Here is a 16,819-nt window from a genome sequence, read left to right on the forward strand (position 1 = left end):
TCAATGAACCGTTTATCCAGTTTTGAAAGAATGAAATTCTTTCAATAGTGAAGTGATGATGGCAAAGAGGTCACACCCGTTCCCATACCGAACACGGAAGTTAAGCTCTTTAGCGCCGATGGTAGTTGGGGGCTTCCCCCTGCGAGAGTAGGACATCGCTTCGCTTATTTTTTTTGGAGGATTAGCTCAGCTGGGAGAGCACCTGCCTTACAAGCAGGGGGTCGGCGGTTCGAACCCGTCATCCTCCACCATTTTATGCAAGAGCCATTAGCTCAGTTGGTAGAGCATCTGACTTTTAATCAGAGGGTCGAAGGTTCGAGTCCTTCATGGCTCACCAGTTTTTTATAAACTATATACTGTCAGAATAAAAATATCCTATGTATAGCTTATTACTGAAGTAGTTATTACTTCTATATTATAAATGCCGGGGTGGCGGAACTGGCAGACGCACAGGACTTAAAATCCTGCGGTGAGTGATCACCGTGCCGGTTCGATTCCGGCCCTCGGCACCATTTTTAATAATAAGCGCCCGTAGCTCAATTGGATAGAGCGTCTGACTACGGATCAGAAGGTTGTGGGTTCGACTCCTGCCGGGCGCGCCATATATATTAATGTAGCTTGCTTGAGAATATCAGCAATAAATAACCACATTAAAATTAAGATAAAATAATACTTATGGCTACCTAGCTCAGCTGGCTAGAGCATTCGGTTCATACCCGAAAGGTCGTGGGTTCGACTCCCTCGGTAGCCATCTTATGGATTTATAGATTCATCTAATTATTTTGGAGGTATACCCAAGTCCGGCTGAAGGGATCGGTCTTGAAAACCGACAGGCGGGTAACACCGCGCGGGGGTTCGAATCCCTCTACCTCCTCCATTTTATCTATATGGTATTAATACATATTTAAGCAAGAGAAGAAATAATATTGTCGCGGGGTGGAGCAGTGGTAGCTCGTCGGGCTCATAACCCGAAGGTCACAGGTTCAAGTCCTGTCCCCGCAACCAAATGGTCCCGTGGTGTAGCGGTTAACATGCCTGCCTGTCACGCAGGAGATCGCCGGTTCGATCCCGGTCGGGACCGCCATTTGTGGGTTTGTAGCTCAGTTGGTAGAGCATTAGATTGAAGCTCTAAGTGTCGGCGGTTCGATTCCGTCCAAACCCACCATTTATGCGGGTGTAGTTTAGTGGTAAAACCTCAGCCTTCCAAGCTGATGTTGTCGGTTCGATTCCGATCACCCGCTCCAGTTTTTTAATAAGGGCCTATAGCTCAGCTGGTTAGAGCGCACGCCTGATAAGCGTGAGGTCGATGGTTCGAGTCCATTTAGGCCCACCAAATAATTCATTATTCCGAAGTAGCTCAGTTGGTAGAGCATCCGGCTGTTAACCGGCAGGTCGCAGGTTCGAGTCCTGCCTTCGGAGCCAAATAGGCCCGTTGGTCAAGTGGTTAAGACACCGCCCTTTCACGGCGGTAACACGGGTTCGAATCCCGTACGGGTCATTTTAAAGCATGTAGCATAGGCTGCATGTTTTTTATTTTTGTCAGGAATACGATGCTATTGCTTTGGTTCAAAATTAAAGATAAAAAATGAAAAAATAAAATTTTATTGAAACATAACATACCTATTACCAATCCATACTATAAACAATAATCAGAAAATAAAAATTCATTTAACATCTTAAAGTTGCGACTCAATAATGTTTCTCCTCCAATATTGGAAGCATTCTATAAAGTAAGGGTTAAATATCCACAAGTGGTATTAAATAACCTTATATATTATTTGAAAATAACTTCCTTTCTATTCTAAAAAACCTATAATTAATAGCAGGAGGTTAAAAAATGAATAAAATATTTAGTGCATTACTAACATTGATTCTTATAATATCAATGTCTTTACCAGCAACCACTGCACAGGCGGAACAGGTCTTTACTGATGTACCGCCAAAGCATAGTAACTATAATGATATAGCTTATTTATTAAATAAAGGTATTATTTCTGCAGACAAAAAAGCGTATGGTGTGAAGGATATTGTGACGCGTGAGGAAGTAGCAGTCATGGTAGCAAAGGCTGTCGGACTGGATGGTACAAAACGTGCCACGAAGTTCAAAGATATACCCAAAACACATGCCAATAGTGGCTATATTCAATCTGCTGTGGAAGCAGGGATTATCAACGGCTATACAGATGGTACGTTTAAGCCGACGACAAAAGTAACGCGTGGACATATGGCGGCGTTTATTGCACGTGCATTCGATCTGCCTAACGGTACGAAAACTTTCAAAGACGTGAAAAAAGGGCATACTGCATATGAAGCCGTGAGCCAATTAGCAGCAGCAAAAATTACAACCGGTTATGAGGATGGTACGTTTAAACCAGCCAATAATTTAACGCGCGCACATATTTCTGCCTTTCTAGCACGAGCAGTGAAATATCAGGAAAACCTAAACTCATCGAAAAAAATGAAAGTCCACTTTTTAGATGTAGGACAAGGGGACTCGATATTCATTCAGGCGCCAAATGGTAAAACAATGCTTATAGATGCCGGGACAAAGGATTATGGCAATACAGTTGTTTCGTACTTAAAAGCACAAAATGTGAAGAAGCTCGATTACATTGTCGCAACTCATCCTGATGCAGATCATATCGGCGGGTTAAATGCAGTTATTCAAGCGTTTGAGGTAGGGGAGTTTATCAACAGTGGTAAATCTCATACAACAGTGACGTATGAGAAATTACTGGAAACTGTTTTAAGTAAAAATATCCGCTATAAAGAACCAACTGTTGGGGAAACAATTAATTTAGATAGTGAAGTAAAAACACAAGTTTTAGCAGTTGATGCAAAGACAAGTAACACAAACGATGCATCCATTGTATTGAAGCTTACGTATAAAAATGTATCATTTTTATTAATGGGTGATGCTGACACTGAAGTAGAGGCACAAATCTCAAAGGCATATAATGTGTCGGCAACGGTATTAAAAGCGGGTCATCACGGATCAAGTACAAGTAGCTCACTGTCATTCTTGAAAAAGGTTAAGCCTGAAGCGATTGTTTTAAGCTACGCAAAAGACAACAGCTATGGTCATCCACATAAAGAAGTGGTGGCAAATATTAAAACAATCGGTACAAAAGCTTATGCAACAGCTGAGGCAGGTACAATTGTTGCTACAACAAATGGTCAAACGTATTCGATTAATGCAAAAGAATTCATTGTACCGATAACAACACCAACACCAACAACGCCTACGAAACCAATAGGTGATGTAAGCTCAGGTATTTACGTTATTCCGGGAGCACCGACTTCATTTAAAAACTGTACAGAAATGCGTAAATATTACCCTTCTGGTGTCAGCTCATCTCACCCTGCTTATGCAGCAGCAAGAGACGGGGATAAAGATGGTTGGGCTTGTGAATTATAATAGTAAACAGGTAAAAGGGTGGCCAATTAAGGGCATCTGTCATTAAATAAAGCGCACCGGTTCATTTAAAGAATCGGTACGCTTTTTTATTTGGAAGAAGTTAACCTAGGAAATTTACGAGTTACTTAATCGATACTTGTTAATTTCCTTTTGCATGTGACTATATAATTCATGTTCTTCGATAGTTTCCAATATTAATAACCCCCGCTGGATATAGTCGGCACCTTCTTCTTTTTGATTTAAATTATATAGGCAAATTCCTTTGCGTATATAGACGATAGCCATTTGATAATGCATTTTAAAACTTTTTACTTTAGGTATAAGTAGATCAAGTTGCTGCAAAGCTTTATCTTCTAATTTATCCTTTATTAACATTAAGCTATAATTCAGTCTGAAGTTAACTTCTATACGGTTAATTGATTGGAAATCTTTATACTTTTTAAGGGATTTCTCGACATATTCAATTGTTAAATGGGCTACTTCTACCGGGAAAAGGAAGAAAATAGCGTTTATTATATATAAGTCCTTTATAAATAGTTGTTCTTTGTTAGAAAAGAAATCTAAAAAGTGAAGCGCCTGAGATTTGTTGAAATATATATCCTCATTTCGAAAAGCTTCTAATAAAAATTTCGAAATTTGATGAAGGAAAGCAATTGTTGATTCGTTCCTTACTTCCAAATATTTTTCACACTTATCAATGAACTCTTCCAATGAATTAGTATTTGTAACAGAAAATCTAAAAAACTCACGGTACAGTTTTTCTTCTTCTGTATAGCTATAGCCGTTTGCGATAAAGAGTACTTCCTCCAAATCGATATTAAGATTATTCAAGATACCTATTAATGCTTGGGTAGGGATATCTGCAGTTCCTTTTTCAAACTTTGAATATGTACCTTGAGAAATAATTCCCTCGCTAACGTCCCGTTGAGTCATTCCTTTTAATAAACGTACATCACGGACTGCATTTGATAAAAACATAAACTACCTCCTATTCGTATACGAATAATATTACTACTTTTTTTCAAAATATAGTAATATTTTTAAGGGAAAGGGGGGATTAAGATGGAAATTTTAATGTCATTAGTTACAGCATTAGATGTATGGTTAATAGGTATCGATGTATTCTAAGGTTTCTACAGTAAATATCGACTTGCCAAAGATTCACTCTATACTTAGAAAAAATAAAGAATATTACTTAGAGTTATTAATTTTTGAAACACTAATTTTACATCTTCCTAGATGTGAAAATTGGTGTTTTTTTATGTAAAGTAATCAAGTACGTCGTACATTCGCCATGTTATATCAAATAGTTTCATTTAAAACGATAAAAAATAGCAGCCAAACCAAAACTGTGGTCTCGGTTTGGCTACTATTGTTAATAAACTTAATTTATATTTCTATTAATTACTGAACGCGGGCGAAACCGAATCCTGAAGCGTAGTCATCGCCTGTAGAGGCACCGTGACCACCTTTAATGTCTACAGCCTTTGCTCTTGTTTGTAGGTTAGAGCGCAGTTGCGTATGAGACCATGACGGGTTTTGAGCCCAAATTTTTGCTGCTAAACCTGATACATGAGGAGAAGCCATTGATGTGCCGCTAATTGTGTTATAACCGCCATTATGCCATGTAGAATATATTGCCGAACCTGGAGCTGAAATTTCAATATCTCCTTGCTGGATTACATAATCACCTGCTGTTGAGGCATATCCGCGAGATGAGTAGTCAGCTACACGGTACGTTCCATTTTGTTGTACATTTTCCAGAGCAGCAACTGCAACTGCATTCGGTAATGCTCCTGGATAACCAATTGACCCTTGCGCATAGCCTGAATTACCGGCTGCAGCAATAACTAAAACACCTTTACTGTATGCATAGTTGACAGCACTTGAGATAAGGCTGTTATTGGCTGAAGAACCCAGTGACATATTAATGATTGTTTTAGTACGAGTAGAAGTTGCTTGATCTGCTGCGTGTCGGATTGCTGCAGCAATATCATCCGAATATCCAGAACCGCTATCTGTTAATACTTTGTAAGCCCAAAGATCGGCATCTGGTGCAACACCGTAAACACCGCCTCTATCGCTTCCTCCATTAGCTAATGCTGAACCGGCAACGTGTGTGCCATGCCCGTTTCTGTCAGTACAGCTATTGTTCACAAGTGATGTCGCAGTCGTAAAGTCTTTACATTGCTCCACATTGTTTGCTAGATCCCGGTGAGAAGTATTAACACCCGTATCCAGTACGGCGATATTAATACCACTACCGCCAGATGTTGATGTTAACGAGTTATTGTTGTAAATTGCTTTAATTCCCCACGGTACTTGCTGGGAAGCTCTAGCATAAATCGACGCATCCGGCTCTTTATTTTCTAATGTATAATCCTTTTCCAGATTAATTGTATCTAATGTAACGACAGGAACTTTTGTAACTGTGAAATTTTTGTTCTTTTGTAATGCTTCGAACTGTTTTTCATTCATTTCAGTAGAAAAGCCGTTGTCTGTTAACTCCCAGCGAACGGAATACTGTGCTTTTGCTGATGCTTTTGCCGATTGGTTATTGGCTTCAACATATACGCGGAATTTTTCCTGACCGACGTTATTTGCCGAGCTATCTTCGGTATTCAGTGTTGTCGCCTGTACGGGACTTACTAAAGCTCCCGCCATCAAAAGACCTAATAATGTACTTTTAAATTTTTTCATTTTTTCCTGACCCCTTTTCAAATATGAGTGATAAGATTACTATTTGAATCTATCATATTTTCATTTTTTTGATTATTGGGAAAAATTTAAGTATACTGGATAAAATACCTAGCTATTTGAAAGGGGCGTTTATTTGTATGAAAGTAGGATCATTAATTAAGTACTATCGTACAAAGCTGGGAATGACACAAAATGAGGTGGCAGCAGGGATTTGCTCAATTCCCCATTTAAGCAAAATTGAGAATAACAATAAGGAAGCGAATAGCGAGACAATTCGTCTGTTGCTGGAACGGTTGAATATTAATATACATGATGTAGAAATCAGCGAGCAGAATATTATTATATTACTGAATGATTTACAAAAACATATAAACTACTTAGAGAATGAAAAAGCGATAGAAATAATGGAAAAATTAAAAAAATACGAAGAAATTATCGGTTTTACTGAATGTATTTTTTTATATGAGCTTTATAAATTGCGTTATTATGTGTTTATTAATGAATATAAATTGGCAGAAGACCAGTTAAAGTGGCTAAATGCCCACCGTCAGAATTTTTCCCAACATGAGAAATATTTACATTCTTACTATTTTGCATTAGTTTTAATAACAAGAGGGAAGTATGCTGAAGCAGCTGTAGAACTTACTCAAATTCTTTACATACATCCGGAACTAGGGTCACTGGAAGGGGAGTTTTATTACCATTTCTCTTTAATAAAAGGACGGCTAGAAGAGACAAGCCAGGCGATTATTTACGGGAGAAAAGCCCTTCAATTTTATAAGGACCAGTTTAATTTTAAAAGAATTATTTATACATCAATGTCGTTGGCGCTTTATTATTCTCAAGGAAAAGTATTTCATGAAGCAATCGAAATCTATGAACATCTATTGAGGAATGTAGAACTTTTGCAGCAACAGCAGCTACTGCCTGCTATCTATCATAATTTAGGAGATTTGTATCAAATTAGAGGAGAATATGAAAGTGCATTAGTCTACTTTGAAAAAAGTGCTTCTTTAATGGAAAAGAACAGCGATAACTATTTATTTTGTTTATACAATTTAGGTTTTACACAATATCGCCTCAATCTAGGGGAAGAGAGCCTGAAAACCTTTACTATTTTAAAGGAAGAAGCAAAAAATATGAAAAAACTAAGTTTTAATTTATTTGCTTCTTTTTATTTATATTTGCTCAAAGGAGAAGAAAAGAAAGCAATGGGTTTTTTAGAAGGGAGGTTAATTCCGTTTACGGCAAATAATGAAGAATTTAAAGTAATCCATCAGCAGTTTTCTTATTTATTGGGTGAGTACTATCGACAGGAAAAGAAGTTTGAAAAAGCAATCCAATTCATTTAACAATAAAGGAGACGAAGACTATGAAGAAAAACATTAAATTATCGTTATTATTATTAAGTGTGACATTGGTGACATTGTCTATCCCAATTTATCCCCCAGTTTTATCCTAATAAAAAAACGCCATTCAGAAGCTTTATATAAGTTACTGGGTGGCGTTTTACAATTATTTCATTACCTTTGACTTCATTAAAAAAGCAAAGCCTTCCGCGCTTTCCAATGAAAACGAAGCACCGCGTCCTTCCATTACATCAACAACAATTTGCATATGCTTTAAATACTCCGCCTGCTGCTTATCGATGTAATAGGGAACACCTGCAATTTCCCCGATGAATACAAGCTGACTGCTAATATAATGACCGTTCGCTTGGAAACACATCGGCACCGTGCCATCACAGCATCCGGAAGACTGTTCAAAAACTAACTTCCCATGCTTTGTCTTCAACAGCTCAATAACCTCAACCGCTTTTTCAGTCGCAACTAACTTTTCCATAAAGCACCCTCCTATAAAAAAGAGGATGCACTATAAAAGCGCATCCTCTAATAGTCCGCTTCGGCTTAGAAGAAACCTTGAGCGTTTTTGTTGTAGCTTACTAACATACATTTTGTTTGTTGGTAGTGGTCTAACATCATTAAGTGGTTTTCGCGACCGATACCTGATTTTTTATATCCGCCGAATGCAGCGTGTGCAGGGTATTGGTGGTAAGTGTTTGTCCAAACACGACCTGCTTGGATACCACGAACAGCGCGGTAAGCTGTATCCATGTTACGTGACCATACACCAGCACCTAGACCGAATTCAGTGTCGTTAGCGATTTCCATAGCTTCTTCGAAAGTAGAGAAAGTTGTTACAGAAAGAACTGGACCAAAGATCTCTTCTTGGAAGATACGCATTTTGTTGTGACCTTTGAATACTGTTGGTGCCACATAGTAGCCGCCTTCTTGGTCAGCATCTAATTGGTTTTGGTAGCCACCGATAAGTAGCTCTGCGCCTTCTTCTTTACCGATTTCGATGTAAGATAAGATTTTTTGTAATTGTTCATTTGAAGCTTGAGCACCCATCATTACTTCTGTATCTAACGGGTTACCGATTTTGATTGCTTTAACGCGTTCTAGTACACGTTCCATGAATTTGTCATAGATAGATTCGTGAACTAATGCACGTGAAGGACAAGTACAAATTTCGCCTGAGTTTAATGCGAACATTACTAAACCTTCGATAGCTTTATCCAAATACTCATCGTCATGATCCATTACGTCTGGGAAGAAGACGTTTGGTGATTTACCGCCAAGCTCTAATGTTACAGGGATAATATTCTCTGTAGCGTATTGCATAATTAAGCGACCAACACCAGTAGAACCAGTGAACGCCACTTTGTTGATGCGTGGGTTCGTAGCAAGTGGTTTACCAACTTCAATACCTAAACCATTTACAACGTTGAATACACCTTTTGGTAATAAATCTTGGATTAATTCGATTAATACCATGATTGAAGCTGGTGTTTGTTCAGCAGGCTTCATTACGATTACGTTACCAGCCGCTAATGCAGGAGCGATTTTCCAAGAAGCCATTAATAATGGGAAGTTCCAAGGAATAATTTGACCTACAACACCGATTGGCTCGTGGAAGTGGTATGCTACTGTATCGTTATCGATTTCAGAAATTCCGCCTTGTTGTGCACGAATTGCACCAGCAAAGTAACGGAAATGATCCACTACTAAAGGAATATCAGCGTTTAATGTTTCACGCACTGCTTTACCGTTGTCCCAAGTTTCAGCAACAGCGATTTTTTCTAAATTTTCTTCAATGCGATCTGCGATTTTATTTAAAATATTCGCGCGGTATGCAACAGAAGTTTGTGCCCAGGCACCTTTAGCTGCATGTGCTGCGTCTAATGCTAATTCAATATCTTCTTCAGTTGAACGTGCAACTGAAGTAAATACTTTACCAGTTACAGGTGATTTTACATCTAGGTATTGTCCTTTAACAGGAGCTACCCATTCGCCACCGATAAAGTTCTCATATTTTTCTTTAAAGTTAACTACTGCACCAGCAGTATTAGGATTTGCATAGATCATTTAACTACACCTCTATCACTCAATTTAAAGTTTATTAACTTTATAATTTGATTATGCATCTGTGAAAGAGAAGTTACAAATGAAAAGGCTTACAGAAAGAACTTCATAACTATATTTATAAAATGTAAATGTATATTTCTTTAATTTAGGTTCGTATTGTTATGTACTGATACAGAAGGGATTATAGCATCTGTTAATGGAGTGGAGTATTGATTTAACTCTATAGTATTATAATTTATGTTTATTATATAACAAGATTTAATAATAAAAATTAATGTATAAATATAAAATTATAATGATAAAAATTCTTTTTAAAAAATTTATCAATAATACTATTAAAATACCTATTTTTTGTTTTTTGTAGCATAAAAGGTGGGTGGAACACCTAATTATTGTAAAAATAAATTTTAACATTTTCTGTTAATACACCCTGCTTGTTCGCTTTACGAAATAGTTTCAGCTAAAATAAAATAAACTACTAATGAAAGTGGAGGGGCGTTATGTTTCTTGCGTTTATCATTGCACTAATCGGTGCACTTTTATTTTCAGCCCTCTCTTTACCCATTCCCTGGCTGATCGGTCCTATTTTTTCGGTACTGATTGCACAATTTTTTATAAAAGACCGTCTTCGCTGGCCGGCCACTTTACGAAATACGGGGCTCATTATCGTTGGAGTCGCTATTGGTCAGCAGTTTGATTTCGCTTTGTTTTCCGATTTTAAGTCGTTAATGTTGTTCATGGTTATTGTGAATGTTTTGCTGTTTTTATTTTGTTTAGGGATTGCATGGGGGATTTCTCGTACGACAGGACTTACTTTTAAAACAGCAGTAGCTGCAAATGTTCCTGGAGGATTGTCGCAACTCGTATTGTTTGCGGAAGAAGAAGGGGATGTTAATTTAACAGCGGTCACTTATTTTCATATAGTGCGTGTATTGGGCGTTGTACTGCTTATCCCATTTTTAGTATCCGGCAATGTCGTAGGAGGGGCTTCGATTCCGCTTACTATAGATGTTTGGCAAGTAGTGCTGCTTATTATTTTGTCTGCTGCACTTGTGCCAGTTGGTAAAAGATTAAAGCTGCCTGTTGCCCATTTTTTGACTCCGATTATCGTTGTGATTGCTTTGAAGTTATTTAGTATTGATACACCGACAATGCCGAGTGATGTTCTTCATATAGCACAGCTATTGATTGGTACATATATCGGCTTATTGTTAAAACCATCAACTTTGCGTTTACCTGCAAAAGTTCTGGCCGGGGGAGTATTGAGTACTATTGCGATGATTGTACTTACCTATGGCACTAGTCTGCTTATTGCTGAATTTTTAAACTTAAGCTTCGCAACGAGTTTTTTAAGTACAGCACCTGGAGGACTTGACCAAATGGGCTTGCTTGCTGCAGCTGTAAAAGCAGATATTTCAGTCGTAACAGTATTCCAACTCTTTCGTTTGCTCTTTATTTTCCTCTGTATATTGCCGCTGATTAAATGGATTTATCGCGAGAGGGAAAAGGAATTGAGTTAATTGGCAATGTAATTGTGTCTACATTATCTCAGAATATTCTATGAAGAAATGAGAAAAAAAGCCTGGATATTAACCCTTTATGACCCATTTGGGGTATACTAGAGAAAGTGATTAATTAGGAAGTAGGATTAGGAAATATGCAAACGCAATCGAATCGCCAATTGTGGGCGCAAGCTGTGAAGACTGGCATTATTAAATCAAACTTAATTCCGATGATCGCGGCATTAATGCTTGCCCTATACACATATGAATTAAATTTTATTGAACATATTCCAGCTATTATTTTTGCAATTCTTGGTTCTGCAGCAGTCATTGCCGCAGCAGGTGCGTACAATAACGTATATGACCGAGACATTGATCAAATTATGCCCCGAACAAAAACACGTCCAACAGTTACTGGAGAGCTATCAGCAAAGGTAGTACTGATTGTTGCGACGATTTTATTGATACTAGGGTGTGTGGCGCTGTATTTAGCTTCACCATTAGCGGCTTTATTAGGATTCTTAGGTGTATTTTTCTATGTTGTGCCATATACAATGTGGACGAAACGCCGTACCATTTGGAACACAGAAGTAGGAAGTATTTCAGGAGCCATGCCACCGTTAATTGGGTGGGCAGCTGTAGCTCCGGATATTTGGCACCCAGCTGCATGGGCTCTTTTCTTAATTATGGTGATTTGGCAAATGCCACATTTTTATGCTATCGCCATTCGTAAAAAAGAAGATTATGCCGCTGCGAATATCCCAATGTTGCCTGTAGCAAAAGGAGAGCGACGCACTTATATTCAGTCGAATATCTATTTAGTGTTGTTATGTTTATCAAGCTTTCTGTTTTACCCGCTTAGCTTAGGGTTAACCATTGTTTCGCTTGTTCTAAGTGTCATTTGGCTATGTATGAGTATTACGGCATCAAAGAAACAAGAAGAGAAAAAGTGGGCTAATATTATGTTCGGCTACTCGCTATTCCATATGATGGCTGTTTTTGGAACAGTTTTCATTTATGCATCGGTCGGCATGATTTTAAATGTACTTTAAATAGAAAAAGCGTACCGGAAGTTTCGACTTTTGGTGCGCTTTTTTGTTAAGGGTTATTGCTTGTTAAGAAATTGTGAACAGAAGTTGTGATGATTATATGTCAAACGCATTGGGCCTATTTTTTTCGGAAAATGGAAATGCTATGATGAAATCAACAAGCGAGGCGAATTGCTTGGAAGTTAATTTGCACTCTAATCTAATATGCTATTTTACTCAAATTTTCTCGTATACGACTTCGACAGCATATAAAACCCCCTATTTTTATATGGTCTCGTACGGAAACAAAAAACTCCGGTGCAGTAGTGTGCATCGGAGTTTTTTTTGTGCAATCGTTATTATAGTTTAATGTTAGCAATTTCAAACATGTAATCACCAAGTACGCGTAAACCTTGGTCGAAGTTTTCCAAATGGAAGTGCTCATTCGGTGCATGGAAATTTTCACTTGAAAGACCGAAGCCCATTAACACAACCGGCAATTCCAAAATTTCATCGAATGCTGCAACGATTGGAATCGAGCCACCACCACGTGTATAGGCTGTCGGTACGTTGTATACTTTTTCATAAGAACGGCCAGCTGCTTGGATCACTGGGTGATCAAATGGTGTAATGTAAGGCTTTCCTTTATCGAATTCAGAAATCGTAACTTCTACACCAACAGGCTTATGCTTTTCGATATGTGCTTTTAATAATGCTACAATTTCTTCAGGGTCCTGATCTGGTACTAAGCGGCAAGTAATTTTTGCGCCAGCCTCAGCAGGTAAGACTGTTTTAATCCCTTCACCGGAGAAACCACCGAACACGCCATTGATTTCCAATGTAGGACGTGCCCATGTTTGTTCTAAATAAGTATAGCCTACTTCACCGAATAGCTCCTGCACACCTACTTCTTCTTTTAAAGCACTTTCGTCAAAGTTCAGGTCACGATATGCCTGACGCTCTTCATCAGTTAATGGCAACACTTTATCATAGAAACCATCTACTTGAATTGTTCCATGCTCATCACGGAATGAAGCCAGAATTTCAGTCAATGCGTGAATAGCGTTTTGAACGCCGCCACCATATAGACCTGAATGCAAGTCGCCTTTTGCTCCGCGCACATCTATTTGAACCCCCGTTAACCCACGTAAGCCGTAGCATACTGCCGGTTTCCCTTTAGCATAAAGACCTGTATCGGAAATGACGATTAAATCTGCTGCTAATTTTGCCTTGTTGTCTTCCGTATATTGCGGAAGGGACGGACTACCGATTTCTTCTTCACCTTCATAGATGAATTTTACATTGACTGGCAATGTGCCTTCTGTTGCAAATAACGCTTCAATCATTTTTAAGTGCATAAACACCTGTCCTTTATCATCTGAAGAACCACGTGCAAAAAGCTTATTATCACGGATTGCCGGCTCGAAAGGAGGTGTCTCCCATAAGTGAAGCGGATCTACTGGTTGTACATCGTAGTGACCGTAAAACAGAATAGTCGGTTTGCCTTCTGCATGCAACCACTCTCCATATACAACAGGGTGACCGGCTGTTTCATCAACTAATACATTTTCGATGTTTAAAGATTTTAAGTGGTCTGCCAACCAGTTTGCTGCATTTGTCATATCGTCTTTATGTTCAGATAAAGCAGAAATACTTGGAATGCGTAAAAATTCGTTTAACTCTGCTAAATGACGTTCGCGATGCTCTGTGAAATAAGCATCTAAAGTTTGTAAGTGACTCATTAAAGAGTGCCCCCTTATATTTCGATTATAGAAATAAGTATAGCATACAACCTATAAAATTCAGCTTTGTATCCGCTCTTTTTTTGAGCTGGAATCAAACAGTAAATAGAGGGTAGCAGTTGTAATTGCAAAGATTATGCCACCGTACATAGGAAGATAAATAGATTCCATTAATATTGAAATCGTCATTAAAAGCGTAAAGGATATAAGCAAATGTGCAAAATATTGATGGAAACGATGAAGCTGCTCTGACTTTAATTCAATGAGGACATCGGACAGCATCACAAGCGCAAACTCAATGATACCGTATAAAATGATGAATCCGACTAGGTATTTCCAATGCTCAAATTCAATGCCGACGAGCAATAAAACTCCAACCTCTGCGGCAATTGCTATACAAATAATCCCAATGAATAGTAAAATGATTAAAACAATGCCTAAGGGAATTCCAATTTTTTTCATACATTACTCCTTGTAAATGGCAATAGATAATGGCAATAGATATTAGTAGTATAATAGTTTTTTTTAATAAAAGGGAATAAGATGCCTGAACAAATGTATTATTTAGGAGTGAAAATAGATGAGTAAATGGAAGCAAAGAATTTTAGCAGGTTCAATTGGTGCAATTATTGTCGGTACTGGCATAGCCTTTATAAGTATTACCCAAACACACAATAAAAACATGGAAACAATTGATATATGTTTTGAAGGTTTTGAACAACAGCAAAAAACGGTAACCTTTGAGTATAAAGAGGATGGCTTGTTAACTTGTGAATAAAGCATGGCATGTTAGCCAGGCAAAAGAGGGAATAATATAATGCTCTTTATTATAGCGAGTTATTTACTTGGAACAATTTTAATAGCGGCAGTTGTCGCAAAGATAAAGGGAGTCAAATTACACGAGCAAAACAGCGGGAATTTAGGGGCGCGGAATGCGGGAAGAACACTTGGCAAATCAGCTTTTGTCATTGTTGCAATTGGTGATGGGCTAAAGGGTGTGGCCATTGTAGTTGCAGGGCGTGTTCTTGAGTTACCTGAGCTGACAATTGCAGTGGCAATTATAGCCGTCGTGCTTGGTCACTTGTATCCATTTTGGAATAGCGGGAAAGGTGGAAAAGGTGTCGCAACTGTTATCGGTGCAATGCTCGCTTTTTCTCCTTTAATATTTTTGTCGTTTTTAGCTGGATTTTTAATCTGTCTAGGCATTACGAAAAGTGCAACGCTTAGTATGGGTGGGGGCTTTATCGTATATGGAATTGTTACAGGCATTTATACAGAAGTAGGATTTATCGTATCCATTGCACTTCTGCTTGTTATTTGGAAGCAAAGACATAGTATTATAGAAAGAGTGAAGCCAAATGTATTGGAGTAAAATTGCTGCAACGGAAAAAGAATTCGATGCGATTGCTGCATTAAATTATGAAACGTTTGTAGAAGAAATACCACAGCATCAGCCCAATCCTTCCAAGCGTCTTATTGATAAATTTCATCATGAAAATGTTTACCTCATTGTTTATAAGAACACCGAAATAGTTGGAATGGCTGCATTTCGAGACAAAAGACCATTTTCGATTGACCAGAAAATCGGAAATGTAGAAAATCACCTAGACCCTGAAGTTTGTGAATATTTATGCGAAATCCGGTTGCTTGCCGTTAAAAAGGCACATCGTAATGGGCGTGTGTTTGCAAAGCTTGCCACTGCCATTTATCGTTATTATTATGATGTGGGCTATACTGCCTGTGTCATTTCAGGGACAGTAAGAGAAGAAAAGCTATATACACAAATGGGGTTTAAACAGTTTGCGCCAGCAGTAGGTACACAAGAGGCAAGCTATTTGCCCATGGTATTAACCAGAAAAGATAGTGAAGTATTTCGTGAACGGCTGCGTGAGCAAAATATTGTGTTTTATCCAGGTCCGGTTGCGCTTGAACATTCGATTGAACCAGCAACCATTTCGCATCGTTCCAATAAATTTAATCAGGAACTGCAGGATATGAAGCAACAGCTATGCAAGCTGGCGCATGCCAATCACGTCATTCCGCTCGTCGGTACAGGGACACTAGCCAACGATGCAATGCTCGGTCAGTTGAAAAGTGAATTTCCCCAGGAGCAGGGGCTTATTTTAGTGAACGGGGAATTCGGCAATCGTCTAAAAAATCAGGCAAAGCAGTGGGGGTTACATGTCGAGTGCCTGGACTTTGGATGGGGTAATGAATTTGATATGCCACAAATTGAGTCAGCTTTAGAGCAGGGTAACTACCACTATATTATTTTCGTCCATGGTGAGACATCCAATAGTATATTGAATCCACTCGAGCCTCTTTTAGAGCTGGCAAAAAAATATAGGATAAAGCTTTGTGCAGATTGTATTAGCTCGTTTGCTGCGCTGCCTTTTTCGATGGAAGGGTTACTCTATGCGACAGCGGTTAGTGGGAAGGCACTTGGAACGATAGCGGGTCTGGCTTTCGTCTTTTGTAGAGAATTGCCGTGTGCGAGTGATGCACCTCTTTATTTAAACTTACCATATTATATTGAAAGACAAATTCCGTTTACATTACCGCATTTTTATATTAAGGCAGTAAGTGATGCGTTGAAAGCTTACCCGGAGCGCTATACTGTATTGAACAAACGGATGGAGCTTATTAAAAGCTCAGGGTTACCTGTAAAGACGATGTATCCGATGATTGCATCGTGGCAACACGAAAAAATGCCTCTCATCATACAAACATGTGAATTGAATGGATTTTTGCTCCATAGTGACAGCGCCTACTTAAAGGAGCGTAACTTTGCGCAAATTAGTACGATACAGCCGAACTTTGAGAAAGATTATAAAAAAGTTATGGAGCTCATTTCTTATATGATGGAGACATTGTAAGAAAAGGGAATAGTGTAAGGCAATATAGTGAGGGAGTTACATAGAAGGTCATACAGTTCAAATGATTTCTTCGATTCTTACAGCATTGTAAGGTAATTGAAAGCCAATCCGATAGAGCGTAAGTA

General features: G+C 38.5%; 13 protein-coding genes, 13 tRNA genes and 1 rRNA gene. 21 read left to right on the forward strand and 6 right to left on the reverse strand.

Annotated elements, in window-relative coordinates:
- Positions 1 to 48: 48 nt before the first annotated feature.
- The 15 genes from rrf to MHH95_RS06405 all read left to right on the forward strand — a co-directional run bounded on the left by rrf (position 49) and on the right by MHH95_RS06405 (position 3,418).
- Positions 49 to 164, forward strand: a 5S ribosomal RNA gene (gene rrf, locus MHH95_RS06335).
- Positions 165 to 175: 11 nt separating this feature from the next.
- Positions 176 to 251, forward strand: a tRNA-Val gene (locus MHH95_RS06340).
- A 10-nt stretch (positions 252 to 261) separates the two neighbouring features.
- Positions 262 to 337 (forward strand) — tRNA-Lys (locus MHH95_RS06345).
- An 86-nt stretch (positions 338 to 423) separates the two neighbouring features.
- Positions 424 to 512: transfer RNA gene (locus MHH95_RS06350), tRNA-Leu, on the forward strand.
- A gap of 13 nt (positions 513 to 525) precedes the next feature.
- Positions 526 to 602 (forward strand) — tRNA-Arg (locus MHH95_RS06355).
- A 75-nt stretch (positions 603 to 677) separates the two neighbouring features.
- Positions 678 to 751, forward strand: a tRNA-Met gene (locus MHH95_RS06360).
- A 33-nt stretch (positions 752 to 784) separates the two neighbouring features.
- Positions 785 to 877, forward strand: a tRNA-Ser gene (locus MHH95_RS06365).
- Positions 878 to 930: 53 nt separating this feature from the next.
- Positions 931 to 1,005 (forward strand) — tRNA-Met (locus MHH95_RS06370).
- 3 nt (positions 1,006 to 1,008) lie between these two features.
- Positions 1,009 to 1,084 (forward strand) — tRNA-Asp (locus MHH95_RS06375).
- A gap of 5 nt (positions 1,085 to 1,089) precedes the next feature.
- Positions 1,090 to 1,165, forward strand: a tRNA-Phe gene (locus MHH95_RS06380).
- Positions 1,166 to 1,170: 5 nt separating this feature from the next.
- A tRNA-Gly gene (locus MHH95_RS06385) sits at positions 1,171 to 1,244 on the forward strand.
- Between the two features lie 12 nt (positions 1,245 to 1,256).
- Positions 1,257 to 1,333 (forward strand) — tRNA-Ile (locus tag MHH95_RS06390).
- 13 nt (positions 1,334 to 1,346) lie between these two features.
- Positions 1,347 to 1,422 (forward strand) — tRNA-Asn (locus MHH95_RS06395).
- Between the two features lie 4 nt (positions 1,423 to 1,426).
- Positions 1,427 to 1,498, forward strand: a tRNA-Glu gene (locus MHH95_RS06400).
- Positions 1,499 to 1,837: 339 nt separating this feature from the next.
- Positions 1,838 to 3,418, forward strand: a complete 1,581-nt coding sequence (locus MHH95_RS06405; RefSeq protein WP_340726824.1) for an S-layer homology domain-containing protein — start codon at positions 1,838 to 1,840, stop codon at positions 3,416 to 3,418.
- A gap of 114 nt (positions 3,419 to 3,532) precedes the next feature.
- Here MHH95_RS06405 and MHH95_RS06410 read toward each other — a convergent pair whose 3' ends face one another.
- Together MHH95_RS06410 and MHH95_RS06415 are read right to left on the reverse strand one after the other, a co-directional pair.
- On the reverse strand, positions 3,533 to 4,396 hold the full coding sequence (locus tag MHH95_RS06410) for a helix-turn-helix domain-containing protein (RefSeq protein ID WP_340726825.1): 864 nt from the start codon (positions 4,394 to 4,396) through the stop codon (positions 3,533 to 3,535).
- A 426-nt stretch (positions 4,397 to 4,822) separates the two neighbouring features.
- Positions 4,823 to 6,118 (reverse strand): S8 family peptidase, encoded by a 1,296-nt coding sequence (locus MHH95_RS06415; protein ID WP_340726826.1) that lies wholly within the window; start codon positions 6,116 to 6,118, stop codon positions 4,823 to 4,825.
- A 137-nt stretch (positions 6,119 to 6,255) separates the two neighbouring features.
- On the opposite strand from MHH95_RS06415, the gene MHH95_RS06420 reads away from it, so the two are divergent.
- Entirely contained in the window at positions 6,256 to 7,470 is a 1,215-nt protein-coding gene (locus tag MHH95_RS06420) for a helix-turn-helix domain-containing protein (RefSeq protein ID WP_340726827.1), read from the forward strand.
- Between the two features lie 163 nt (positions 7,471 to 7,633).
- Here the strand turns inward: MHH95_RS06420 and MHH95_RS06425 are convergent, their stop codons facing one another.
- A complete protein-coding gene (locus MHH95_RS06425; RefSeq protein ID WP_340726828.1) occupies positions 7,634 to 7,960 on the reverse strand; it encodes a DUF779 domain-containing protein in 327 nt (108 codons plus the stop codon).
- Positions 7,961 to 8,025: 65 nt separating this feature from the next.
- The gene (gene exaC / locus MHH95_RS06430; protein ID WP_191700691.1) at positions 8,026 to 9,546 is read right to left on the reverse strand and encodes an acetaldehyde dehydrogenase ExaC; all 1,521 of its coding nucleotides are present in this window, start codon (positions 9,544 to 9,546) and stop codon (positions 8,026 to 8,028) included.
- 500 nt (positions 9,547 to 10,046) lie between these two features.
- Between exaC and MHH95_RS06435 the strand changes: the two genes are divergently transcribed.
- Together MHH95_RS06435 and cyoE are read left to right on the forward strand one after the other, a co-directional pair.
- Positions 10,047 to 11,066, forward strand: a complete 1,020-nt coding sequence (locus tag MHH95_RS06435) for an AbrB family transcriptional regulator (protein WP_340726829.1) — start codon at positions 10,047 to 10,049, stop codon at positions 11,064 to 11,066.
- Positions 11,067 to 11,203: 137 nt separating this feature from the next.
- Positions 11,204 to 12,100: a heme o synthase gene (gene cyoE / locus MHH95_RS06440; RefSeq protein WP_340726830.1), complete on the forward strand. Its 897-nt coding sequence runs from the start codon at positions 11,204 to 11,206 to the stop codon at positions 12,098 to 12,100.
- Between the two features lie 335 nt (positions 12,101 to 12,435).
- On the opposite strand, the gene MHH95_RS06445 is transcribed toward cyoE, so the two are convergent.
- Both MHH95_RS06445 and MHH95_RS06450 read right to left on the reverse strand, forming a co-directional pair.
- On the reverse strand, positions 12,436 to 13,818 hold the full coding sequence (locus MHH95_RS06445; protein ID WP_340726831.1) for a dipeptidase: 1,383 nt from the start codon (positions 13,816 to 13,818) through the stop codon (positions 12,436 to 12,438).
- Between the two features lie 60 nt (positions 13,819 to 13,878).
- Positions 13,879 to 14,280: a histidine kinase gene (locus tag MHH95_RS06450; protein ID WP_340726832.1), complete on the reverse strand. Its 402-nt coding sequence runs from the start codon at positions 14,278 to 14,280 to the stop codon at positions 13,879 to 13,881.
- A 118-nt stretch (positions 14,281 to 14,398) separates the two neighbouring features.
- Between MHH95_RS06450 and MHH95_RS06455 the strand changes: the two genes are divergently transcribed.
- Genes MHH95_RS06455 through MHH95_RS06465 form a run of 3 tightly spaced genes read left to right on the forward strand, consistent with a single transcriptional unit; the run spans position 14,399 to position 16,694 of the window.
- Positions 14,399 to 14,596 carry a hypothetical protein gene (locus MHH95_RS06455; protein ID WP_340726833.1) on the forward strand — a complete coding sequence of 66 codons (198 nt, stop codon included), beginning with the start codon at positions 14,399 to 14,401 and terminating at the stop codon, positions 14,594 to 14,596.
- A gap of 39 nt (positions 14,597 to 14,635) precedes the next feature.
- Entirely contained in the window at positions 14,636 to 15,190 is a 555-nt protein-coding gene (locus MHH95_RS06460; RefSeq protein WP_340726834.1) for a glycerol-3-phosphate acyltransferase, read from the forward strand.
- Entirely contained in the window at positions 15,177 to 16,694 is a 1,518-nt protein-coding gene (locus MHH95_RS06465) for an aminotransferase class V-fold PLP-dependent enzyme (protein WP_340726835.1), read from the forward strand. The genes MHH95_RS06460 and MHH95_RS06465 overlap by 14 nt, the downstream gene beginning before the upstream one ends.
- Positions 16,695 to 16,819 lie beyond the last annotated feature (125 nt).

The sequence above is a fragment of the Solibacillus sp. FSL K6-4121 genome (genome assembly GCF_038002585.1).
GTDB lineage: Bacteria > Bacillota > Bacilli > Bacillales_A > Planococcaceae > Solibacillus > Solibacillus faecavium.